This is a genomic window from Frigoribacterium sp. 2355 (genome assembly GCF_054060695.1).
Map to the genome: position 1 here is coordinate 83,104 of NZ_JBSSDL010000005.1, position 22,281 is coordinate 105,384.

General features: G+C 70.5%; 25 protein-coding genes. 7 read left to right on the forward strand and 18 right to left on the reverse strand.

What is annotated here, in order from left to right; all coding sequences use genetic code 11:
* Nucleotides 1–27 precede the first annotated feature (27 nt).
* From tsf to ACVJ1F_RS08095, 3 genes are all read right to left on the reverse strand, one after another.
* On the reverse strand, nucleotides 28–855 hold the full coding sequence (tsf, locus tag ACVJ1F_RS08085) for a translation elongation factor Ts (protein WP_056046164.1): 828 nt from the start codon (nucleotides 853–855) through the stop codon (nucleotides 28–30).
* Nucleotides 856–899: 44 nt separating this feature from the next.
* Nucleotides 900–1,847, reverse strand: a complete 948-nt coding sequence (gene rpsB / locus ACVJ1F_RS08090) for a 30S ribosomal protein S2 (protein ID WP_056046166.1) — start codon at nucleotides 1,845–1,847, stop codon at nucleotides 900–902.
* A 356-nt stretch (nucleotides 1,848–2,203) separates the two neighbouring features.
* Nucleotides 2,204–3,652: a sugar porter family MFS transporter gene (locus ACVJ1F_RS08095; RefSeq protein ID WP_456885570.1), complete on the reverse strand. Its 1,449-nt coding sequence runs from the start codon at nucleotides 3,650–3,652 to the stop codon at nucleotides 2,204–2,206.
* Between the two features lie 133 nt (nucleotides 3,653–3,785).
* Between ACVJ1F_RS08095 and ACVJ1F_RS08100 the strand changes: the two genes are divergently transcribed.
* A complete protein-coding gene (locus ACVJ1F_RS08100; protein WP_456885571.1) occupies nucleotides 3,786–4,346 on the forward strand; it encodes a murein hydrolase activator EnvC family protein in 561 nt (186 codons plus the stop codon).
* Nucleotides 4,347–4,441: 95 nt separating this feature from the next.
* Here ACVJ1F_RS08100 and ACVJ1F_RS08105 read toward each other — a convergent pair whose 3' ends face one another.
* The 9 genes from ACVJ1F_RS08105 to ACVJ1F_RS08145 form a co-directional block, all read right to left on the reverse strand.
* On the reverse strand, nucleotides 4,442–5,356 hold the full coding sequence (locus tag ACVJ1F_RS08105) for a tyrosine recombinase XerC (RefSeq protein ID WP_456885572.1): 915 nt from the start codon (nucleotides 5,354–5,356) through the stop codon (nucleotides 4,442–4,444).
* A 50-nt stretch (nucleotides 5,357–5,406) separates the two neighbouring features.
* Nucleotides 5,407–6,669 carry a DNA-processing protein DprA gene (dprA, locus tag ACVJ1F_RS08110; RefSeq protein ID WP_456885573.1) on the reverse strand — a complete coding sequence of 421 codons (1,263 nt, stop codon included), beginning with the start codon at nucleotides 6,667–6,669 and terminating at the stop codon, nucleotides 5,407–5,409.
* A complete protein-coding gene (locus tag ACVJ1F_RS08115; protein ID WP_456885574.1) occupies nucleotides 6,666–8,195 on the reverse strand; it encodes a YifB family Mg chelatase-like AAA ATPase in 1,530 nt (509 codons plus the stop codon). The genes dprA and ACVJ1F_RS08115 overlap by 4 nt, the downstream gene beginning before the upstream one ends.
* Nucleotides 8,192–8,557, reverse strand: a complete 366-nt coding sequence (locus tag ACVJ1F_RS08120; RefSeq protein WP_173151084.1) for a YraN family protein — start codon at nucleotides 8,555–8,557, stop codon at nucleotides 8,192–8,194. Before ACVJ1F_RS08120 ends, ACVJ1F_RS08115 begins: the two co-directional genes overlap by 4 nt.
* A 153-nt stretch (nucleotides 8,558–8,710) precedes the next feature.
* Entirely contained in the window at nucleotides 8,711–9,034 is a 324-nt protein-coding gene (locus ACVJ1F_RS08125; protein WP_056046179.1) for a DUF2469 domain-containing protein, read from the reverse strand.
* A 73-nt stretch (nucleotides 9,035–9,107) separates the two neighbouring features.
* Nucleotides 9,108–9,746, reverse strand: a complete 639-nt coding sequence (locus tag ACVJ1F_RS08130; protein WP_123570348.1) for a ribonuclease HII — start codon at nucleotides 9,744–9,746, stop codon at nucleotides 9,108–9,110.
* Nucleotides 9,743–10,492 (reverse strand): signal peptidase I, encoded by a 750-nt coding sequence (gene lepB / locus ACVJ1F_RS08135; RefSeq protein WP_456885575.1) that lies wholly within the window; start codon nucleotides 10,490–10,492, stop codon nucleotides 9,743–9,745. The genes ACVJ1F_RS08130 and lepB overlap by 4 nt, the downstream gene beginning before the upstream one ends.
* 67 nt (nucleotides 10,493–10,559) lie before the next feature.
* Nucleotides 10,560–10,907 (reverse strand): 50S ribosomal protein L19, encoded by a 348-nt coding sequence (gene rplS / locus ACVJ1F_RS08140; protein ID WP_043596315.1) that lies wholly within the window; start codon nucleotides 10,905–10,907, stop codon nucleotides 10,560–10,562.
* Between the two features lie 160 nt (nucleotides 10,908–11,067).
* Nucleotides 11,068–11,637, reverse strand: a complete 570-nt coding sequence (locus ACVJ1F_RS08145) for a hypothetical protein (protein ID WP_456885576.1) — start codon at nucleotides 11,635–11,637, stop codon at nucleotides 11,068–11,070.
* 38 nt (nucleotides 11,638–11,675) lie between these two features.
* On the opposite strand from ACVJ1F_RS08145, the gene map reads away from it, so the two are divergent.
* Nucleotides 11,676–12,446, forward strand: a complete 771-nt coding sequence (gene map, locus ACVJ1F_RS08150; protein ID WP_200412781.1) for a type I methionyl aminopeptidase — start codon at nucleotides 11,676–11,678, stop codon at nucleotides 12,444–12,446.
* A gap of 76 nt (nucleotides 12,447–12,522) precedes the next feature.
* Here map and trmD read toward each other — a convergent pair whose 3' ends face one another.
* From trmD to rpsP, 4 genes are read right to left on the reverse strand one after another with little or no spacing between them, the layout of a single operon-like run.
* Nucleotides 12,523–13,215, reverse strand: a complete 693-nt coding sequence (gene trmD / locus ACVJ1F_RS08155; RefSeq protein WP_056046189.1) for a tRNA (guanosine(37)-N1)-methyltransferase TrmD — start codon at nucleotides 13,213–13,215, stop codon at nucleotides 12,523–12,525.
* A 3-nt stretch (nucleotides 13,216–13,218) separates the two neighbouring features.
* Entirely contained in the window at nucleotides 13,219–13,866 is a 648-nt protein-coding gene (gene rimM, locus ACVJ1F_RS08160) for a ribosome maturation factor RimM (RefSeq protein WP_456885577.1), read from the reverse strand.
* Between the two features lie 4 nt (nucleotides 13,867–13,870).
* Entirely contained in the window at nucleotides 13,871–14,107 is a 237-nt protein-coding gene (locus tag ACVJ1F_RS08165; protein WP_043596309.1) for an RNA-binding protein, read from the reverse strand.
* 3 nt (nucleotides 14,108–14,110) lie between these two features.
* Nucleotides 14,111–14,527: a 30S ribosomal protein S16 gene (rpsP, locus tag ACVJ1F_RS08170; protein ID WP_123570351.1), complete on the reverse strand. Its 417-nt coding sequence runs from the start codon at nucleotides 14,525–14,527 to the stop codon at nucleotides 14,111–14,113.
* A gap of 303 nt (nucleotides 14,528–14,830) precedes the next feature.
* On the opposite strand from rpsP, the gene ACVJ1F_RS08175 reads away from it, so the two are divergent.
* On the forward strand, nucleotides 14,831–15,976 hold the full coding sequence (locus tag ACVJ1F_RS08175; protein ID WP_456885578.1) for a glutamate--cysteine ligase: 1,146 nt from the start codon (nucleotides 14,831–14,833) through the stop codon (nucleotides 15,974–15,976).
* A gap of 91 nt (nucleotides 15,977–16,067) precedes the next feature.
* Here ACVJ1F_RS08175 and ffh read toward each other — a convergent pair whose 3' ends face one another.
* Nucleotides 16,068–17,639, reverse strand: a complete 1,572-nt coding sequence (ffh, locus tag ACVJ1F_RS08180; protein WP_456885579.1) for a signal recognition particle protein — start codon at nucleotides 17,637–17,639, stop codon at nucleotides 16,068–16,070.
* Between the two features lie 104 nt (nucleotides 17,640–17,743).
* On the opposite strand from ffh, the gene lipB reads away from it, so the two are divergent.
* Nucleotides 17,744–18,427 (forward strand): lipoyl(octanoyl) transferase LipB, encoded by a 684-nt coding sequence (gene lipB, locus ACVJ1F_RS08185; protein WP_056046200.1) that lies wholly within the window; start codon nucleotides 17,744–17,746, stop codon nucleotides 18,425–18,427.
* A complete protein-coding gene (lipA, locus tag ACVJ1F_RS08190) occupies nucleotides 18,424–19,410 on the forward strand; it encodes a lipoyl synthase (protein WP_456885580.1) in 987 nt (328 codons plus the stop codon). Before lipB ends, lipA begins: the two co-directional genes overlap by 4 nt.
* 20 nt (nucleotides 19,411–19,430) lie before the next feature.
* On the opposite strand, the gene ftsY is transcribed toward lipA, so the two are convergent.
* On the reverse strand, nucleotides 19,431–20,312 hold the full coding sequence (gene ftsY, locus ACVJ1F_RS08195; RefSeq protein ID WP_369813588.1) for a signal recognition particle-docking protein FtsY: 882 nt from the start codon (nucleotides 20,310–20,312) through the stop codon (nucleotides 19,431–19,433).
* A gap of 197 nt (nucleotides 20,313–20,509) precedes the next feature.
* Here ftsY and ACVJ1F_RS08200 point away from each other — a divergent pair, with 197 nt between their 5' ends.
* A complete protein-coding gene (locus ACVJ1F_RS08200) occupies nucleotides 20,510–21,526 on the forward strand; it encodes a TerC family protein (protein ID WP_456885581.1) in 1,017 nt (338 codons plus the stop codon).
* Between the two features lie 87 nt (nucleotides 21,527–21,613).
* The gene (locus ACVJ1F_RS08205; protein ID WP_056046205.1) at nucleotides 21,614–22,195 is read left to right on the forward strand and encodes a histidine phosphatase family protein; all 582 of its coding nucleotides are present in this window, start codon (nucleotides 21,614–21,616) and stop codon (nucleotides 22,193–22,195) included.
* Nucleotides 22,196–22,281: the final 86 nt, after the last annotated feature.

The following is a 22,281-nucleotide window of genomic DNA, read 5'->3' on the forward strand; positions in this document are numbered from 1 at the left end:
TCGTCTCGGACCCCGTCACGGTGCTGTCTAGGCGCCGACCTTGATGCGGGCGAAGCCCGTGATCGTCAGTCCGGCCTCGGCGACCACCTTCGCGACGGACAACTTGTTGTCCTTCGCGTAGGCCTGGTCGAGCAGGGCGATCTCCTTGAAGAAGCCGGTGAGGCGTCCCTCGATGATCTTGGGCAGGGCCGCTTCCGGCTTGCCCTCGTTCTTCGCGGTCTCCTCGACGATGGCTCGCTCCTTGTCGACCTGCTCGGTCGGCACGTCGTCGCGCGACAGGTACGTCGGCGCGGCGAAGGCGATGTGCTGAGCGATCGACCGAGCGGTCTCGGCGTCGTCACCCGTGTAGCCCACGACCACGCCGACCTGCGGGGGCAGGTCCTTCGAGGTCTTGTGCAGGTAGATGGCGAATTGCTCGCCCTCGATGCGGTTGACGGTGCGCAGTTCGACCTTCTCGCCCATGAGCGCGGCCTCGTCGTTGACGAAGGCCTCGACGGTCTGGCCGCCGATCGCGGCGGCGTTGCCCTCGGCGGCGCTGGAGGCTCCGCCCGCGTGCACCGCCTCGAGGACCTGGTCGGCCAGGGCGACGAACTTCTCGTTCTTCGCGACGAAATCGGTCTCGCTGGCGAGCTCGATCAGCGTGGCGTACCCAGAACCGGGCTTGGCGGCGACGAGACCCGCGGTGGTCTGACGGCCCTCGCGCTTGGCGACGCCCTTCAGTCCCTTGACGCGGAGGATCTCGACGGCCTTCTCGATGTCGCCGTCGGCTTCTTCGAGGGCGTTCTTGCTGTCGACCATGCCCGCGCCGAGGCGGTCACGGAGGATCTTGACGTCAGCGATGGTGTAGTTGGCCATGTGTCTGACTTCCTTTCGTGGAGTCGGAAGGGTGAAGGAGAGGACTACTTCGAGTCGGCGTCGGCCGGCTCGGCCGCGGTGGCCTCGGTCGCCTCGGCGACGGGCTCGACGACCGGCTCGCCCAGGGGCTTCGCGGCGACCTGCGCGTCGGCGTCGTTCTCCTCGACGGGGGCCTCGGCGACGGGGGCCTCGGCAGCAGGTGCCTCGGCGGCGGCGTCGGCGGCCTTGGCCTCGCCCTGCGCGAGCAGCTCGGCCTCCCATTCGGCCATGGGCTCGACGGGCTGGTCGGCGTCCTCGGGCTTCTGGTGACGCTGCACCAGACCCTCGGCGGCAGCGTCGGCGACGATGCGCGTCAGCAGGCCGACGGAACGGATGGCGTCATCGTTGCCCGGGATCGGGAAGTTGATCTCGTCGGGGTCGCAGTTCGTGTCGAGGATGCCGATGACCGGGATGCCCAGCTTCTTGGCCTCGTCGATCGCGAGGTGCTCTTTCTTGGTGTCGACGACCCAGAGGGCGGACGGCGTCTTGGTGAGGTTGCGGATTCCGCCGAGCGTCTTGTGGAGCTTGTCGAGCTCACGCTTCTTGATCAGCAGTTCTTTCTTGGTGAAGCCCTGCGTGGTGTCGTCGAAGTCGATGTCCTCGAGCTCTTTCATGCGGGCGAGGCGCTTCGAGACCGTCTGGAAGTTGGTCAGGAGGCCACCGAGCCAACGCTGGTTGACGAAGGGCTGGCCGACGCGGTTCGCCTGCTCGGCGATGGAGCCCTGGGCCTGCTTCTTCGTGCCGACGAAGAGGATGGTGCCACCGTGTGCGACGGTCTCCTTGACGAAGTCGTACGCCTTGTCGATGTAGCCGAGCGACTGCTGCAGGTCGATGATGTGGATGCCCGAGCGCTCGGCGAGGATGAAGCGCTTCACCTTCGGGTTCCAGCGGCGGGTCTGGTGTCCGAAGTGGACGCCGCTGTCGAGCAGCTGGCGGATGGTGACGACGGCCATGGTCGTTCTCCTTGTTTCTGGGCACACCCGCGGGTGTGCCTGCTTGTCGGTTGTCGGGCGACCGGTCGGTCGCCACTGCCTGGTGCCCGGGCACACGTCCGCCGAGCCCACCGTGAGGCGGTTCGGACCGAATGGACGTGGAGGCCGGGAGCGGCGCGAGGCGACCAGGTCGCCTCGACGTCGGTGCGTCCGGGGACGCACAGGGCACGCGAAGTCAGCCTGCTGAGCAGGCTGCATCGCTCATGTTAGCACCACCACGGGCCCGGTGAGGTGGAGGTCGACCCCGGGCGGGGACCCCGACGTGCACGAACGTCCCGCCCAGGATCTGGACGGGACGTTCGTGGATCGTGTCGGGCTCAGGCCTTCCCCGACCGCCCCGCGTCGGCCTGGACGGCCGAGGTGCCCATCTCCTCGAGCGAGCGCCCCTTCGTCTCGGGGATCTTCGCCAGGACGAAGAAGAACGAGACGAGCGCGAAGAACGCGAAGATGCCGTACGACAGCGTGAGGCTGAGGGCGGCGAGGGTGGGGAACGACACCGTCACGATGAAGTTGGCGATCCAGTTGGCCATGCTGCCCACGCCGAGTGCCGTGGCACGGATGCTGTTGGGGAACATCTCGCCGAGCAGCACCCACATGAGCGGGCCCCACGTGGCACCGAACGACACGACGAAGAGGTTGGCCGCGACGAGGGCCACGGGGCCCCAGGCGCCGGGCAGCGACGGGTCGCCGCTCGCCGAGGTGGTCGCCTGGCTGAAGGCCAGGGCGGTGACGGCGAGGCTGACGAACATGCCGATGGAGCCGGTGAGCAGCATGGGCCGACGGCCGACCTTGTCGACGAGCCCGATCGCGATGAACGTGACCGCGACGTTGACGACCGCGGTGATGGTCGAGATGAGGAACGAGTCCTCTTCCTGGAAGCCGACGGCCTGCCAGAGGGTGGTCGAGTAGTAGAAGATCACGTTGATGCCGACGAACTGCTGCAGTACGGCGAGGATGATCCCGACCCAGACGATGGGCTGGAGGCCGAAGCGGGTGCCGCGGATCGACGATTTCTTCTCGAGCTCTGCCTCGGTGCGGATCGAGTCCGTGATCTCTTTCAGGCTCGTCTCGACCGTCTCGGCCGGGACGATCGTCTGGAGGACCTTCTTGGCCTCGGCCTCGCGCCCGTCACCGGCGAGGTACCGCGGCGACTCGGGCAGACGCCAGGCCAGGATGCCGTAGACGACCGACGGGACGATGCCCACCAGGAACATCCAGCGCCACGCGGCGAGGCCGAAGAGCGACGGCTCGGATGCGCCACCCGCCGTGACCGCGAAGAGCTGGTCCGACAGCAGGGCGGCGAAGATGCCGAGGGTGATGGCGAGTTGCTGGAACGACGCCAGGCGACCGCGGATCGCCTTGGGCGACACCTCGCTGATGTAGGCGGGCGCGATGACCGACGCGATGCCGATGCCGAGGCCGCCGATGACGCGCCAGAGGACGAGGTCCCAGACGGCGAAGGCCGCGGCCGCACCGATCGAGCTGATCAGGAACAGACCGGCACCGATCAGCATCACCTTGATGCGACCCATCTTGTCGGCGAGGCGGCCGGCGACGTAGGCACCGATGGCACAACCGATCAGGGCCGAGGCGACCGCGAAGCCCGAGGCGAACTCGGTGAGACCGAACTCGTCGGTGATCGACTGGACCGCGCCGTTGATGACGGACGAGTCGAAACCGAACAGGAACCCGCCGATGGCCGCCGCCACGGCCAGCGCGGTCACCCGCCTGTTCAAGCTCTTCGTCGTTGCAGTGGTGTTCGACACCTGTACTCCTTCACGGCTCGAGGAGCAGGGCTCGTGGCCACGACTCCCCCACAAACGATGTGCACGGGGTGTTCGTGCACGGGTGAACCTTACGCCTCGCCGAGAAAGCTTGCGCAACCGGCAAGGTGCCGGTATGCGCTCTCACCTACGGCCGACGACGCGGCTTCTCGTCACCCTCACGACGGCGGCCCTCGTCACGGTCCTCGCCGGGTCGCTCTCGGTCACGCCCGCGGTCGCGAACCCCCGGACAGCGAACCCCCGGGCAGCGAGCGCAGGAGGCGCGGTGTGGGCCTGGCCGGTCGCCTCGCCCCATCCGGTGGTCCGGCCCTTCGTCGGGCCGCCGAACCCGTGGTCGCCGGGGCACCGCGGCCTCGACGTCGGGACGGTCGAGGGCTCGGTCGTGATGGCCCCGGACGACGGCGTCGTGCACTTCGCCGGGGTCGTGGTGGACCGGCCGGTGCTGTCGATCGCCCACCCGGGTGGGGTGCTGAGCAGCTTCGAACCGGTGGTGGCCGGTGTCTCGAAGGGCGACGCCGTCACGCGGGGGCAGACCGTCGGTGTGCTCGAGCGAGGGCACTGCCCCGACCGACCGTGCCTGCACCTGGGGGCGCGGATCGACGGCGAGTACGTCTCGCCCCTCCTGTTCCTGGGCGCGATCGAGCCGTCGGTGCTGCTGCCGACACGGCCCCGCTGAGCACCGGTGCGACTCGGGACGCGTCGCTCGGGCGCGTGCGTCATGCGCCTCGGGCCGTGCCGGTGTGCTCGGCGTCGTCGGTGGGCTCGGCGCCGTCAGGCGCGCGGGTGTGCCGAACGATAGCTGTCCCGCAGCCGGTCGGTCGAGACGTGCGTGTAGATCTGCGTGGTGCCGAGGCTCGCATGACCGAGCAGCTCCTGGACGGCCCGGAGGTCGGCCCCTCCGTCGAGCAGATGGGTGGCGGCCGTGTGCCTCAACGCGTGCGGCCCCGCCGGCCCGCCGCCCGGGAGGTCGGCGAGCAGCCCGGCGACCAGTCGGTAGACGGCCCTCGTGCCGAGCCGCCCCCCGGTCGACCCCACGAAGAAGGCGGCGTCCGTGACCGGGGTGACGAGCGTCGGGCGGGCGAGGTCGACGTACCGCCCCAGGGCCTCGGCCGCCGGCACCCCGAACGGCACGACGCGCTCCTTCGCCCCCTTGCCGGTCACCCGCACGGTCAGCCGTTCGAGGTCCACGTCGCCGAGGTCCGCCCCGACGAGCTCCGACACGCGCAGGCCCGCGCCGTAGAGCAGTTCGACGACGGCGAGGTCCCGGCGTGCCCCGGGGTCGCCCGTGTCCGCCCGGACGGCGAGGGACGCCAACAGGCCGTCGACCTGCTCGCGCGTGAGGACGCGCGGCAGGCGACTCTCGGGCTTCGGCGAACGCAGTCGGGCACCGACGTCGACCGGTGTGCGGTCGGTCTCGTCGAGCCACCGGGTGAAGGCCCGGACGCTCGCCGACCGCCGGGCGAGGGTGGCCCGGGCGAGCCCGGCCTGCGTGCCCTGCCAGAGCCAGTCGCGAAGCAGGTCGAGGTCGAGGTCGCCCACCTCACCCGGGCGACCGAGCCGGTTCTCGGTGAAGGCGACGAGGGAGTCGAGGTCGGCCGCGTACGACCGCACCGTGTGGTCGCTGAGCCCCCGGCCGTCGTGCAGGTGGTCGGCGAACCGTTCGACCTCGCCCAGGAGGCGCGTCACGGCAGCACCCGCCCCTCGCGTCTCGACCCCGGCTCGCGCATGCCGACAGGCTAACCATCGCGGCGCCCCCTCACCCGTCGCCACCCCGAGCCGGAGCGCCGGGCCGCACCCGACAGGTCGAGCTCGGCGAGCACGTCGCGGACCGTCTCGAGCGACAGCCCGCTCGCGACGGCCAGTTCGTCGGTCTCCCGGGTCGCCGTCGTGCTGAGCGCGTCCAGCACCCGCATCGTCTCGGGGTCGAGCCGTCGGCCCTCGTACGAGGCGACGACGAGGTCGGTCGACACCCCCGCGAGTGCGAGGACCTCGTCGGCACCCGTCACGCACTCGGCCAGACCGGACCGGATCAGGGCGTGGCAGCCGACGGACGACGGCGAGGTGACCGGGCCGGGCACGGCCCCGACCGGACGACCGAGCGACTGCGCGTGGGCGGCCGTGTTCAGCGACCCCGAGCGGGCGCCGGCCTCGACCACGACGGTCGCGGCCGTCAACGCCGCGATCAGCCTGTTGCGTTGCAGGAACCGCCACCGCGACGGCTTGCCCCCGCACGGAGCCTCGGAGATCATCAGCCCCGTCTCGAGGACGCGTCGCAGCAGGGCGTCGTGACCGGCCGGGTAGAGGTGGTCGACTCCCCCGGCCATGACGGCCACCGTCGTCGCCGAGGCGGCCAGGGCCGCCCGGTGGGCGGCACCGTCGATGCCGTAGGCGGCACCCGAGACGACCGCGAGACCTCGGTCGGCCACGCCGCCGGCGAGCTCGGCCGACACCTGCTCGCCGTAGGCCGTCGCCGCCCGCGAGCCGACGATCGCGATGCTCGACGTCGGCGCCGGAACGGACGCCGGACCTCGTGCCCAGAGGGCCACGGGAGCGTGATGGCCGAGGTCGTCGAGGGCCTCGGGCCACAGCGGGGTGCCCGGCACGAGCAGCCTCGATCCCACCACGGTCGCCGTGCGGAACGACCGGAGGATCACGCTGGTCTCGAGACGGGGCCGCCATCTCGTGAGCGCCCGTCCGAGGTCGAGCCGCTCCACGTCGTCGCGGGTGGCCCCTGCCTCGACCAGGGCCCCCGCGAGCAGACCCGCGCGGGGGTCGTCGTGACCGACCGCCGCTTCGAGCACGAGGCGGAGCCCCACGGTCGGCCCGAGCAGGGACCGGACGACGCCACCCACCGCGTCACCCGGTTCGACCACACCTGTCCAGGCGCCCAGGGCGAACGCCTCGAGGGTCTGTGCCTCGCTGAACTCGTGGGCGCCGGGCAGGAGGGGCCGGACGAGGTCGGCCAGCTCGGCGGGGGTCGCCCGGAGCAGGTCGCTCACAGCGACTGCCGCATGCTCAGTGCCCGCACGACGTGACGGCGGACGGGGGCAGGGTCGTCGTCGAGGTCGGCGAGGGTCCAGGCGACGCGCAGCACGCGGTCGTAACCCCTCATCGTCAGGGCACCGGTCTCGAGCGCCCGGTCGACGGGCTGTGAGTCCGCCACGGCCAGGCGGTTCGCCGGATCACGCAGCCAGGTTCCCGGGACCTCGCCGGACGACCGCCAGGGTGTTCCGTCGAGCCGGCGGGCGGCACGGCCGCGCGCCCGGTCGACGCGTTCGCGGGCCTGGCGTGTCGTCGTCGGGACGACGTCGGCCGAGGCGCGGAACTGAGACGAGCTGATGCGGGCCACCCGCAACTGCAGGTCGATGCGGTCCACGAGCGGCCCGGAGAGCTTGCCCAGGTAGCGACGCCGCTGGTGCGGGGAACAACTGCAGTCGGAGTCGCGGGAGCCGTATTGCCCGCACGGACAGGGGTTCGCCGCCGCGACCAGTTGGAACCTCGCGGGGAAACGCGCCACCGCCCGTGACCTGTGGACGACGGTCTCACCCGATTCGAGAGGCTGGCGAAGGCAGTCGAGGACCGTCTGCTGGAACTCGGGCGCCTCGTCGAGGAACAGCACGCCCCGGGTCGCCCTCGACGCGGCGCCGGGCCTGATGACCCCGCTGCCCCCGCCGACCAGGGCCGCCGCGCTGCAGGTGTGGTGGGGCGCCTCGAACGGCGGCCTCCGCTCGAGATCGCCCGTGACGGCGACCCCGGCCAACGAACGGATCGACGCGACCTCGAGGGCCGAATCGGCGTCGAGGTCGGGCAACAGACCGGGCAGACGGGCCGCCAGCATGCTCTTGCCTGCGCCGGGCGGCCCCACCATGAGGAGGTGGTGGCCGCCGGCCGCGGCGACGACGAGCGCCTCGACGGCGTCGACGTTGCCGATGACGTCCGCGAGGTCGAGTTCGGCCGGCACTGCCGGTTCGGTGCGCGATCGCGTGATGGCCTCGACCGGCTCGGGTTCGAGCCCTGCACCGTGCCAGATGGCCGCCTCGCGGAGGCTCGGCACGGCCACCACGCGGATGCCGGGGACGAGGGCGGCCTCGTCCGCGTTGTCGGTCGGCACCATGACGGTGGCGGCCCCTGCCCGGCGCGCACCCAACACGGCCGGCAGGACCCCGTCGACGGGCCTGAGCCGGCCGTCGAGCCCGAGCTCGCCCAGGTGGACGACGCCCTCGACGGACTCGGCGGGGACGAGTTCGGCTGCGGCCAGGGCCGCGATGGCGATGCCGAGGTCGAAGGACGACCCCTGCTTGGGCAGCGACGCAGGTGACAGGTTGACGGTCAGCTTGCGCGCCGGCAAGGCGCACCCGGAGTTGGTCGCTGCGGACCGGACCCGGTCACGGGCCTCACCCAGCGACGTGTCGGGCAGTCCGATGATCACGAACGCCGGCAGCCCGGCACCCATGTCCGCCTCGATCTCGACGAGGGCTCCGTCGACGCCCAGCAGGGCGACCGCCCGCGTCCGTGCCACGCTCATGCTCCGGCCCCGCGGACGTGGTCGATCCGCTCGTGCCCCGCGCACCGCTCGACCGTGATGCCCACGACGTCGATGCGCAACCCCCGGGGCGTCGAGGTGGGATGCGCCTGACACCAGGCCCCCGCCAGCCGTCGCAGACGGGCCAGCTTGGCCGGCGTCACGGCCTCGAGCGCGTGACCGTAGCCGGTGCCCGACCGCGTCTTGACCTCGACGACGACCACCTCGTCGCCGTCCAGGGCGACCACGTCGATCTCGCCTTCGCGGCACCGCCAGTTGCGCTCGACGACCCGCATGCCCTGCGCCTCGACGTACTCGGCCGCGACGTCTTCGCCGCGCCGACCCAATTCGTCCTTCTTCGCCATGTCTGACCTCCTGCCAGCAGGCTGGCGGAGGCGCGCCCCTCGGAGGGCGGGCGGAGCATCGGCTGGGGACGCCACCGACCCAGCCGCGGCTGGGGACGAGCCGAGTCGAGACGCAGCGCGTCCCGCGCCAGGTGGTCGCGTGGCGACGGACGACTACTCGTCGAGTGCGAGTTCTTTCGGGAGCTCGAGGTCGCGGCTCGTGAGCTCTTCGACGTTGACGTCCTTGAAGGTGAGCACCCGGACCGACTTGACGAATCGATCGGAGCGGTAGACGTCCCAGACCCAGACGTCGGTCATCGACAGTTCGAAGTAGAAGTCGTGCTCGGTGTCACGCCGGACCAGGTCGACCTCGTTGGCCAGGTAGAAACGCCGCTCGGTCTCGACCACGTAGCGGAACTGCGACACCACGTCGCGGTACTCGCGGTAGAGCGCGAGCTCGACCTCGCGGTCGTAGTCTTCGAAATCGTCCTCGTCCATCGGAGTCGAGCTTACGCGGCCCTCGGGGCAGCGGTCGCCGTCGTCCCTCTGCTGCCGGCGTAGGCGCTCGAGGTCAGTGCAGCCAGGTGAGGCGGTGCAGCGGCGACGGGCCCAATTCGGACAGGGCCCCGTAGTGCGCCGACGAGCCGTAGCCCTTGTTGCCGGCCCAGGCGTAGCCCGGGTGGACGCCGTCGGCCTCGATCATCAGCCGGTCGCGTTCGACCTTGGCGATGACCGACGCCGCCGCCACCGACGCGCAGTCGCGGTCGGCCTTGACCCTGGTCGTGATGCGCGGAGGGGTGGCGAGCTGGGGTGACAGGTAGTCGTGGTTGCCGTCGAGCACCACCACGGACTGCATGATGCCGACACCGGCGTGGTGCAGCGCCGTGAGGGCACGCTTGCCCGCGAGCCCGAGGGCGACGACGATGCCCAGCCGGTCGACCTCGTGCGCTTCGGCGAAGCCCACCGCGTGATGGGACACCCACGACGTCGCCAGCGGGTAGAGGGCCTCGCGTCGCTTCTCGGAGAGGAGCTTCGAGTCGCGCAGACCCGCGGGGACGTCGAGGCACTCGACGTGGACCGCCCCGAGCCCGACCGCGACCGGCCCGGCGATGGCGCCCCGACCGACCTCGTCGCAGCCGATCACCCAGGTCGCGCCGGCGGCGTGCAGCTCTCGTTCGTAGTCGAGGGTGGGGTCGACGACGGGGCTCATTCGCCCTCTCGCTCGGTGCCGCGGAAGACGTCGGGATAGTCGCCGAGCCACGTCCAGCGCTCGGTCGGCCAGCTGATGACGAAGGCGCGTCCGACGACGTCGCTCATCGGGACGAACCCCTTGCTCGGGGTGGCGCCGTTGTAGCGGCTGTCCTTCGAGTTGTAGCGGTTGTCGCCCATCACCCAGAGGGAGTCGGCGGGCACCGTGACCGAGAAGTCGTCGGCCGAGACCCGGGTCTCGCCCGGGGGCAGGTTCACGTAGGGCTCGTCGAGGGGGACGCCGTTGACCGACATCTGGCCGAAGTCGTTGCAGCACTCGACGGTGTCGCCCGGAAGGCCGATGACCCGCTTGATCAGGTGGTCGTTGCTGTCTTGTGCGCCGAGCCCGACCAGCGTGAGGAACCACGAGAAGCCGTCGGACACCGGGTTGCCGGTCGTCGTGCTGACGGGAGCCGTGCCGTCGAGCCAACCGCCCGGGTCGGTGAACACGACCACGTCGCCCCGCTTGACGTCCACGAGGTCGGGTACGAGCTCGTTGACGATGATGCGGTCGTTGATCTGGAGCGTCTGCTCCATCGACCCGGAGGGGATGTAGAACGACCGGATCAAGAACGTCTTGATCAGGAACGAGATCAGGAGGGCCGCCAGGAAGATGACGAGCACGTCGCGCACGAAGGTGCCGATGCCGCGCTTTCCGCCGTCGTCGCGTCGAGGACGCAGGGCGCGCCTCACTGTGTCATTCGTCATTTAACCACCCGAGCTCCCCGCCATCTTAGATGGCGAGGAGCTCGCATGATGTCGCTGAGGGGCGTGACTAGTTGTCGCGCTTCTCCTTGATCTTGGCCTTCTTGCCACGCAGTTCGCGCAGGTAGTAGAGCTTGGCGCGACGGACGGCACCGCGGCTGACGACCTCGATGTGGTCGATGACCGGGGAGTGCACCGGGAAGGTGCGCTCGACGCCGACCTGGAAGCTCACCTTGCGGACCGTGAAGGTCTCGCGGATGCCCTCGTTCTGCTTGCCGATGACGACACCCTGGAAGACCTGGACGCGCGAGCGCGTGCCTTCGATGATGTTGACGTGCACCTTGACGGTGTCGCCGGCGCGGAAGTCGGGGACGTCCGAGCGGAGATTGGCGGAGTCAACCGCGTCGAGGATGTGCATTGTCGTTCGCTCTCTGCAACCGCCACAGGTCGACTGCGTGTCTGGGGCGCGTCACGCGCCCGTCATGATGAAGAAGGTGTGCTCTGGATCGGCAGACTCCCCTGTGGCAGAGTCGTGCGCAGGCACAAGCGCCTATTGTGCCACAGCGCGGGCACCCGTGTCAGCCTCGCGGCGTGATGGTGATGACGGGGCCGTCGTCGCCGTAGCCGGGCCGACGCCCCGCGGCGGCCCCGGTGCCCGACGCGACCCGCTCGAGATCGGCGAGCGACGTGGCCATGCGGGCCCGCGCCTCCTTCGCGAACTGCCAGAGAGCGCAGGCGAACAGGCCCACGCCCGCCGCGATCGTGACGACGGCGCAGAGGGCGAACAGGGCGGTCGAGAGGTCGAGGGACGAGACCCCGCCGGCGACCTGCGTGAAGGCCGACGCGGACGCGGACTCGGCGGAGCTGTCGACGATGAAGAACCCCAGGCCGAGCTGGCCGAACCAGGACAGGGCGAGCAGACCCGCGTCGGCCCACGACACGGCCTTCGCCCGCCGGACGCTGCGGCGACCCACCACCACGCCGGTGGCCACCGCCTGCCCGATGAAGAGAAGGGGCACGAGCAGCAACTGGCCGACGAACTGCAGTCCCAACGGCACGCCGAAGAACGCCCGACCCAGCAGCACCCAGAGCGGCAGCACGAAGACGGCCACCCAGAGGAGGCGGTAGAAGATCCGGCGCGTCGTCATGCGGTCGAGGCTACGAGGGCTTCGTGAAGAATGGCTGCATGATCGAACTGCGCACCCCCGACGAGATCGAACGCATGCGACCCGCCGGAGCCTTCGTCGCCCGCGTGCTCGAGGCGACCCGTGCGGCCGCGCGACCCGGCGTCGACCTGCTCGACCTCGACGCGCTCGCGCACCGCATGATCCGCGAGGCGGGGGCCGAGAGCTGCTACGTCGACTACCACCCGTCGTTCGGGGCGAGCCCGTTCGGCAAGGTCATCTGCACGTCGGTCAACGACGCGGCCCTGCACGGCCTGCCGCATCGCTACCGCCTGCGCGACGGAGACCTGCTCAGCCTCGACTTCGCCGCCTCGGTGGACGGTTGGGTCGCCGACTCGGCCGTGTCGTTCGTCGTCGGCGAGCGGGCGTCGCCCGAGGACCTCCGCCTGATCGAGACCTGCGAGGTGGCCCTCGACGCCGGCATCGCGGCCTTGAGGCCGGGCGCCAAGCTCGGCGACGTCTCGGCCGCGATCGGACAGGTCGCTCGCGGGGCGGGTTACGGCGTCAACCTGCAGTTCGGCGGCCACGGGGTCGGACGCACCATGCACGGCGACCCCCACGTGCCGAACGACGGGCGCGCGGGGCGCGGGTGGCCCGTCCGACCGGGCCTCGTCGTCGCGATCGAGCCGTGGCTGATGCGCGGCACGGACGCGATCGTGACCGACGCCGACGGCTGGACGCTCCGCAGCGTCGACGGCTCGCGGGCCGCACACGTCGAGCACACCGTCGCCGTCACCGAGGACGGGCCGCTCGTGCTCACCGCGCGCGGGTGACCCGGACGGGCCGTCCCCGGCGGGCCCTCCCCGGCGGGTCGGGCCGGGACGCCCGGACCGCGCAGGCTCGGCCCGATCAGTCGAGCAAGTCGGGCCGTACCCGGCGGGTGCGCTCGAGCTGCTGCTCGCGACGCCAGGTCGCGATCGCCGCGTGGTTGCCGCTCAGCAGCACCGGAGGCACGTCGAGACCCCGCCAGGACGCCGGCTTGGTGTAGCTGGGATACTCGAGCAGGCCGTCTTCGTGGCTCTCTTCGGTGAGGCTCTCGGGGTTGCCCACGACGCCCGGGACGAGACGACCGATGGCCTCGATCATCGCCGTGACGGCGACCTCGCCACCGTTCAGCACGTAGTCGCCCAAGCTGATCTCGCGCACCGTCGCCCGGCTGGCGGCGTGCTCGACGACGCGCTGGTCGATGCCCTCGTACCGGCCGCAGGTGAAGACCAGGTGCGGCGCGAACGCGAGCTCGCGAGCCGTGGCCTGGGTGAACGGCGTGCCGGCCGGCGACGGGACGATCATGATCGTGTCGTCGGGCGTGGACGTCTCGCCGAAGACGTGGTCGAGCGCCTCGCCCCAGGGCTCGGGCCGCATGACCATGCCGGCCCCGCCACCGTAGGGGGTGTCGTCGACGGTGCGGTGCCGGTCGTGCGTGAAGTCACGCAGGTCGTGCACCTCGACGTCGAGCAGCTTCTGCTGCCGCGCCTTGCCGAGCAGCGAGATGTCGAGCACCCCGAAGAACTCGGGGAAGATCGACACGATGTCGATGCGCACGCGTCAGCGCTCGTCGTCGGGAGCGGACTCGCCGTCGGAGGCCGGTTCGTCGACGCCGTCGGCGACCGACCGGTCGACGTCGTCGGAGGCCGGCTCGTCGTCGGTGTCGTCGGCCAGCTCTTCGAAGAGCCCCTGCGGCGGGGTCACGACGACCACGCCGGCCTCGACGTCGACCTTCGGCACGAGGGCCGAGACGAACGGAACGAGGACTTCGCCCGACGCGGTGTCGACCGCGAGGAGGTCTTGGGCCGGCAGGTGGTCGACCCGGGCCACGGTGCCCACGACGACGCCGTCACGCTCGACGCGGAGGCCGACCAACTGGTGGTCGTACCAGGCGTCGTCCTCGTGGGGCAGCTCGTCGGCGTCCTGGTCGACCCAGAGGATCGCCTTGACGAGCGACTCGGCCGCCGTGCGGTCGTCGACCCCGTCGAAGAAGCCCACCGGGTGGCTGTTGTACCAGCGCAGCTCGGTGAGGGTGAGGGTCTTGTCGTGCCAGGCGCTGTCGGCGGGCACCTGGAGGCGGAACACGGCACCCGGCACGAAGCGTTGCTCGGGGGTGTCGGTGAAGAGTTCGAGCTTGAGGGCGCCCTTGAGGCCGTGGGCCTTGGTCAGGCGCCCCACCCGGAGTTCGGTCTTGCGGTCGGACGGCACGGTTCTAGAGATCGCCGTCGACGACGTCGACCCGGACCCGCTTGCCGTCGGCCAGCGCGGTGATCAGGGTCCGGAGGGCCTTGGCGGTGCGACCGGCACGGCCGATGACGCGACCGAGGTCGTCCGCGTGGACGTGCACCTCGAGGACGTCGCCTCGTGGGGAGTTCTTCTCCACGACCTGCACCTCGTCCGGGTGATCGACGATCCCCCGGACGAGGTGTTCGAGTGCAGGTGCGAGCACCGACTACGCCTCGGTGGTCTCGGCGTCGTCGCTGGACTCGGCGGGAGCCTCGGCCTTGGCCGCGGGCTTCTCGGTCTTGGGCACGAGGACCGGCTTCTTCTTCTCGTCGGCGACGAAGGCCTCTTTCGGAGCCTTGGTCTTGACGGTGCTGACGGCGTCGGCGTCGCCCTTGAACTTGCCCCAGTCGCCCGTGAGCTTCAGCAGCGCGGCGACCTGCTCGGTCGGCTGAGCGCCGACGCCGAGCCAGTACTGCGCACGCTCGGACTCGACCTCGATGAACGAGGGCTCCTCGGTGGGGTGGTACTTGCCGATCTCTTCGATGACGCGACCGTCGCGCTTGGTGCGCGAGTCGGCGACGACGATGCGGTAGTAGGGGGCGCGGATCTTGCCCATGCGCTTGAGACGGATCTTGACAGCCACAATTCTCCTGTGTGATGTGATGTGGGCGAGTTGCCAGCCGTGAGCGTGGGGGCACACTCGGCTCGAAAGCTCTGATGGGAGTCGAACGTCGTCTGATTAGAGGGTCGGACGACAGAAGACTCGACCTCCCATTGTTGCAGACGAAAGGCCATCTGCACGAATTGCGTTGCGTCGTGTCCGACACCGCGCCTCCTCGGCGTCACCGGACGTCGCGGGCGGCGCAGGCCGGCCCGCCGGACGGCCCCGACCGGCACCCGACTGGCAGGATGGAACCGCCCTGACGCCCATGGGAAGGCCACGCGGATGCGCATCGATTTCACGACCTCAGAGCGGTCGACCCTCGGCGTCGAGTGGGAGCTCGCCCTCGTCGACCACGAGTCGGGAGAACTGGCGCCGCACGCCCCGGCGATCCTCGCCGACCTGGCCCACGTCAACGACGGCGGTCCGGAACGGTTGACCACCGAACTGCTCACCAACACGGTCGAGGTCGTCACGGGCGTGCACCGCCGGGTCGCCGACGCCGTCGACGACCTCAGGGGCACGATCGACCTGGTCCGCGGCCCGGCCTCCGTGCTCGGTGCCGACCTCATGTGCGCCGGGACGCATCCCTACAGCCGCTACGCCGACCAGGAGGTGACGCCCGACAAAGAGCGTTACGCCACCCTGATCGACCGGACGCGGTGGTGGGGCCGCCAGATGATGATCTGGGGCGTCCACGTCCACGTCGGCATCGACGACCAGGACAAGGTGCTGCCGATCCTCAACGGCATGCTCACCTACCTGCCGCACTTCCAGGCGCTGACGGCGTCGAGCCCGTTCTGGGTCGGCGAGGAGACCGGGTACGCCTCGAACCGCGCCCTGATGTTCCAGCAGCTCCCGACGGCGGGCTTGCCGCCCCAGTTCGCGACCTGGTCCGAGTACGAGGCCATGGTCGCCGACATGACCCACACCGGCGTGATCGACGACCACAGCGAGTTGCGCTGGGACCTCCGCCCCTCACCGAAGTGGGGCACCCTCGAGACGCGCGTCTTCGACGGCATCGCGACGACCGACGAGCTCGCCGCCGTGACGGCACTGGTGCAGTGCCTCGTCGACGACATGTCCGGGCGGCTCGACCGCGGCGAGACCCTGACGAGCATGCAGCCGTGGTTCGTCCGCGAGAACAAGTGGCGCGCCGCCCGGTACGGCATGGACGCCATCGTGATCCAGAACGCGGCCGGCGACGAACGACTGGTGACGGACGACCTGCGCGAACTCGTGACGTCGCTCGAGCCGGCGGCCGAACGTCTCGGCTGTCTCGACGAACTGCACTCGCTCGCGACGATCACCGACCGCGGGGCCAGCTACCAACGCCAGCTCACCGTCGCCGCCGCGCACGGGGGCGACCTGCGCCCCGTCGTGGCGTCGCTGGTCCGCGAGTTCGACGAAGGGCTGTCCGCAGCCGAGTGACCAGCCGCCTGCGGCGCGGCGGGCACACGACGGCGCCCGCCCCGCAGCAGGCGGGGCGGGCGTCGAGGACCGTCAGGAGGCGCGAGTCGGCTCAGCCGCGCCCGAGCATCTTCTGCAGCGACGCGAGTTCTTCGGGCGAGGGCGCCGCGCCACCCGCGGCGGCCCCGCCGCCGCCGAGCCCGAAGCCCGAGCCGCCCGGAGCCGAGGACGCCGGCCTGGCACCCGTGGTGAGGGCGGCGTTCTGCGCGGCACGCTTGGCCGGGTTGCCGGCCTTGGAGCCCTTCTTCTTGGGCTGTGCCTTCTTGCCGGCGTACGAGGCCCCGGGGATCGGCCCCATGCCGGGCACCTGGGGCACGCCGCCCTTGGCGACGGTCTTCATCATCTTCGACGCCTGCTCGAAGCGCTGGACGAGCTGGTTGACGTCGGTGACCGTCATGCCCGAACCGCGGGCGATGCGGAGGCGACGCGAGCCGTTGAGCAGCTTGGGCATCGCTCGCTCTTGCTTGGTCATCGACTGGATGATCGCCTCGGTGCGGACGATCTCGCGTTCGTCGAAGTTCTCGAGTTGCTCGCGCATGCCCTTGGCACCCGGCAGCATGCCGAGCATGCCCTTGATCGAACCCATCTTGCGCAGCTGCTGCATCTGCGTGAGGAAGTCGTCGAGCGTGAAGGAGTCGGTCGCGATCTTCTGCGCGACCGCCATCGCCTCTTCTTCGTCGAAGGCCTGCTGGGCCTGCTCGATCAGCGAGAGGATGTCGCCGAGGTCGAGGATGCGGCTCGCCATGCGGTCGGGGTGGAACGGCTCGAAGTCGTCGAGCGACTCACCCGTCGAGGCGAACATGATGGGGCGGCCGGTGACCGAGGCCACGCTGAGTGCGGCACCACCGCGGGCGTCTCCGTCGAGCTTCGAGAGCACGACGCCGGTGAAGTCCACACCGTCCTGGAAGGCCTTGGCGGTCGCGACGGCGTCCTGACCGATCATCGCGTCGATGACGAAGAGCACCTCGTCGGGATCGACCGCCTTGCGGATGTTCGCGGCCTGCTTCATGAGCTCGGCGTCGACGCCGAGACGGCCTGCCGTGTCGACGATGACCGTGTCGTACTGCTTGTCGCGGGCGTACTTGATGGCCTGCTTCGCGACCTTGACGGGGTCGCCGACGCCGTTGCCCGGCTCGGGCGCGAAGACGTGGGCCCCGGCCTGCTCGCCGACGACCTGCAGCTGCGTCACCGCGTTGGGGCGCTGGAGGTCGGCCGCCACGAGCATGGGCGTGTGGCCGTCCTTCACGAGCCACTTGGCCAGCTTGCCCGCGAGGGTCGTCTTGCCGGCACCCTGGAGGCCCGCGAGCATGATCACGGTCGGCGGGTTCTTCGCGAACTCGAGCCGGCGCTGCTGACCACCGAGGATCTGCACCAGTTCTTCGTTGACGATCTGGACGACCTGCTGCGCCGGGTTCAGGGCCTTGCTGACCTCGTCGCCGAGGGCGCGGTCGCGGACCGTGTTCGTGAAGGCCTTGACGACGTCGAACGCGACGTCGGCGTCGAGCAGGGCACGACGGATCTCGCGCACGGTGCCGTCGACGTCGGCGGGGCTCAGCTTGCCCTTGTTGCGGAGGTTCTTGAACGTTTCCGCGAGGCGGTCGGAGAGGGTTCCAAAAGTGGCCATGGTGCGCCCATCTTAACCGACCGTCGGCCTCCTGTGCTGCGTGGCCGCGCCTCCTCGGCCCGTCGTTGTTGTACCGAGTGCATCAATGGGCCTAGCCTCGGGGTGTGACCACGACGCGACGCACGGGCCTCACGGGCCCGCCACTCGACTACGACGAGGGCCTGCGCCTGCAGCGCGAGCTGCACGCCGACGTCGTGGCCGGCCGGCTGGACTCGGCCCTCGTCCTCTGCCAGCACCCGTCGGTGTACACGGCGGGCACGCGGACGCAGCCCGCCGACCTGCCGCGCGACGGCTCCCCCGTGACCCGGGTGGACCGCGGCGGACGCATCACGTGGCACGGCCCCGGCCAGCTCGTGGCGTACCCGATCGTCCGCCTGCCCGAACCGCTGGACGTGGTCGCCCACGTCCGGGCGCTCGAGGCGTGCCTGATCGCCGTGTGCTCGGGCGTAGGGGTGTCGGCCGTCCGCGTCGAGGGGCGCAGCGGCGCCTGGGTGCGCGGACCGCTCGGCGACGAGAAGGTCGCGGCGGTCGGCGTGCGGGTCGCCGAGGGGGTGACGATGCACGGCGTCGCCCTCAACTGCGACGCCGACCTGTCGTCGTACGCCGGGATCGTGCCCTGCGGCATCACCGACGCCGGCGTGACCAGCCTGACCCGCGCCTCCGGGAGGCGCGTGGCCGTGACCGACGTCGCGGACGCCCTCGAGACCTCCCTGACCGCCTACCTGACCAGCCTCGAGACCGCCGGCCGCGTGCCGGCCCGACCCGACCCCGTGGGAGCCCACCGATGACGACGACCGCCCCCGAGGGACGACGCCTGCTGCGCGTCGAGGCCCGCAACGCCGAGACCCCGATCGAGAAGAAGCCGACCTGGATCAGGACGACCGCGAGGCAGGGCCCGGAGTACCGCGCCCTGACCGAGCTCGTGGTCGACAAGAAGCTGCACACGGTCTGCCAGGAGGCCGGCTGCCCGAACATCTTCGAGTGCTGGGAGGACCGCGAGGCCACGTTCCTGATCGGCGGCTCGCAGTGCACGCGGCGCTGCGACTTCTGTCAGATCGACACGGGCAGGCCGAGCCCGATCGACCGCCGCGAGCCCCTCTCGGTCGCGGAGTCGGTGCGCGAGATGGGGCTGCGCTACGCGACCGTCACGGGCGTCGCGCGCGACGACCTGGACGACGGAGGCGCGTGGCTCTACGCCGAGACCATCCGTCGCATCCACGAGCTGAACCCGGGCACGGGCGTCGAGATCCTCGTCCCCGACTTCAACGGTCGCCCCGAACTGCTCGCGCAGGTCTTCGACGCCCGTCCCGAGGTCTTCGCCCACAACGTCGAGACCGTGCCGCGCATCTTCAAGCGCATCCGCCCCGCGTTCACCTTCGAGCGGTCGCTCGACGTCATCCGGCAGGGGCACGACGCCGGCCTGGTCACCAAGTCGAACCTCATCCTCGGCATGGGTGAGGAACGCGACGAGGTGATCGACGCCCTCGAGCGCCTGAGGGAGGCGCACACCGACGTCATCACGCTGACCCAGTACCTGCGTCCCAGCCCGCGACACCTGCCGGTGGCGCGATGGGTGCACCCGGACGAGTTCGTCGACTTCCGGGAGATCGCGGAGGACATGGGATTCAGCGGCGTGCTGGCCGGGCCGCTCGTGCGCTCGTCGTACCGGGCGGGCCGACTCTGGGCGAGGGCCACCGAGGCGCGGGGCGAGGTCGTGCCCGAGGCGCTGCGACTCCTGCTCGAGGCCGGGGCCGGGCGCCAGGCCGTGTGACCCGTGCCCGCCGGGGCTCGCTACGCGATGAGGTTCTGGACGAACACGTGCGGCGTGAAGCCCGTGAGGTCGCCGATGCCCTCGCCCTGCCCGACCAGCTTGATCGGGATGCCCGTCTGTTCTTGCACCGCGAGGACGAAGCCGCCGCGGGCCGAACCGTCGAGCTTCGTCAGCACGAGGCCCGTGACCCCGGCGTGCTCGATGAAGGCCTGCGCCTGGGCGAGGCCGTTCTGACCCGTCGTCGCGTCGAGCACGAGCAGCACCTCGGCGATCTCGGTCTGCTTCTCGACGACGCGCTTGATCTTGCCGAGCTCGTCCATCAAGCCCGACTTCGTCTGCAGGCGCCCCGCGGTGTCGATCAGGACGATCTCGATGCCCTCGCGCATGGCGAGCTCGACCGTCTGGAACGCCACGGACGCGGGGTCCTGCCCCTGCTGCTGCGGGCGGACGATGCGCGCCCCCGCCCGCTCGGCCCAGGTCGCGACCTGCTCGACGGCCGCGGCCCGGAACGTGTCGGCCGCGCCCACGACGACCGAGCGGTCGTAGTTGCGGAGGAACTTGGCGAACTTGCCGATGGTGGTCGTCTTGCCGACGCCGTTGACGCCGACCATGAGCACGACGGCGGGTCGCGCGCTGAGCTTGAGGGTCGAGTCGAGCTTGGAGAGGCGCTCTTCGAGGGTCTCGCGCAGCATGCGCTTGAGGTCGGCGGGGTCGGTGGTCGAGTAGCGCTGCACCTTCGCCTGCAGGTCGTCGATGATCTGCTCGGTCACGTCCGGGCCGAAGTCGGCGCCGATCAGGGCGGCCTCGAGGTCGTCCCACGTGGTCTCGTCGATCGTCTTCTTGGCGAACATGCCACGGAGGGCACCGGAGAGGGACCAGGGAGAAGCCATGCGGGCCAGCATATTCGGCCCCGGGCGAGACCGCGGACGTGCAGAGGCTGTAAGCTCGCCAGGTTGAAGGGGAGTACTCCCACGCGGTGGCGTCGTCAATACGGAAGAGACCGATCTCGACCCGGTGCACCGGTTCGCAGCCGTCCTGATCAGGACGCGTCGCGAGTGGAGGAGACCTTCGGTACCCGCTGCGTACTGGAGGTACACACATGGACGTCCACTTCTTGACCTGGGCGATCACCATCGCCGGCATCATCGGCCTGCTGTTCTTCGACTTCTTCAGTCACGTGCGCACGCCGCACGAGCCGACCATCCGCGAATCGGCCATCTGGTCGGGCGTGTACATCGGCATCGCCGTCCTGTTCGGCGTCGGGGTCGGCGTCTTCTCGAACTGGACGTTCGGTGGCGAGTACTTCGCCGGCTACATCACCGAGAAGGCCCTCTCGGTCGACAACCTGTTCGTCTTCCTGATCATCATGACGAGCTTCGCGGTGCCCCGCATCTACCAGCAGAAGGTGCTGCTCGTCGGCATCGCCATCGCCCTGCTGTCGCGTGGTCTGTTCATCGCGGCGGGCGTCGTGATCATCGAGAACTTCTCGTGGGTCTTCTACCTCTTCGGCATCCTGCTCTTCTGGCTCGCCTACAGCCAGGTCAAGGGCGGCCACGGAGACGACGAGAAGGACGAGGCGGACAGCAAGCTCATCCGCGCCCTGCGCCGCGTCATCCCCACCTCGCAGGACTACGACGGCCAGAAGCTGACCACCAAGGTCGACGGCAAGCGCCTCTTCACCCCGCTCTTCCTCGTGATGGTCGCGATCGGACTGACCGACGTGCTCTTCGCGCTCGACTCGATCCCGGCCATCTTCGGCCTCACGCAAGAGGCCTACATCGTCTTCACGGCGAACGCGTTCTCGCTGCTCGGCCTGCGCCAGCTGTACTTCCTCATCTCGGGCCTGCTCGAGCGCCTCGTCTACCTCGCCCAGGGCCTCGCGGTCATCCTCGCCTTCATCGGCGTCAAGCTGCTGTTCCACGCCCTGCACGTCAACGAGGTGCCGTTCATCAACGGCGGCGAGCCGATCACCTGGATCCCCGAGATCCCGATCTGGTTCTCCCTCGGCTTCATCGTGTTGACGATCGCCGTCGCGACCGTCGCCAGCCTCGCGAAGACCCGTCGGGACGCCCGGGCGAAGGCCGGCGTCACGACGAGCACCGACGACGACCACTGATCCCCCGACGGGCGGTCCCCACCGGGGCCGCCCGTCGCCACTCCCCCGCGGCACCCCCGCGGCCGCACCACGGAACGGAACACCCCGATGCGCCTCGAACTCATCCGCCACGGTCAGACCGACTGGAACCTCGCCGACAAGCTCCAGGGCTCCTCGGACATCCCCCTGAACGACACGGGCCGCGGCCAGGCCCTCGAGGCGGCTCGCCTGCTGGCCGGCGTCGAGTGGAGCGCCATCGTGTCGTCGCCGCTCGGGCGTGCCCGCGAGACCGCGGAGATCATCGCCGCCGAACTGGGCATCGAGCTGGGTGACGCCTACGACGAACTGATCGAGCGCGACTACGCGTCGCACGAGGGCCGCACCCCCGAGTCGCCGATCCCCGACCAGCCGAACGCGGACTACCCCGACATCGAACCGCGCGAGTCGGTGGCGGCCCGCGGACTCGGCGCCCTCGAGATGATCCGCGACACGCGGCTGCCCCTCGACGGTGACGACGCCCACATCGTCGTCGTCTGCCACGGCACGATCATCCGGTTCACCCTCGCCGAGATCCTCGGTCGCGAGGTGCCGCACATCGAGAACGCCGCGGCGAACACCGTCGAGTGGGACGGCACCGCCTGGCACGTGCTGAGCATCAACGGCGGGGTCGTCGACACGCCGATCGACTGACACCCCGGTGCCCCACGGGGCGCGACGAGAACGCAGGAGGCGCGGCCACGCAGGTCGCGCCTCCTGCGTCTCCCGTCGGGGCGGGG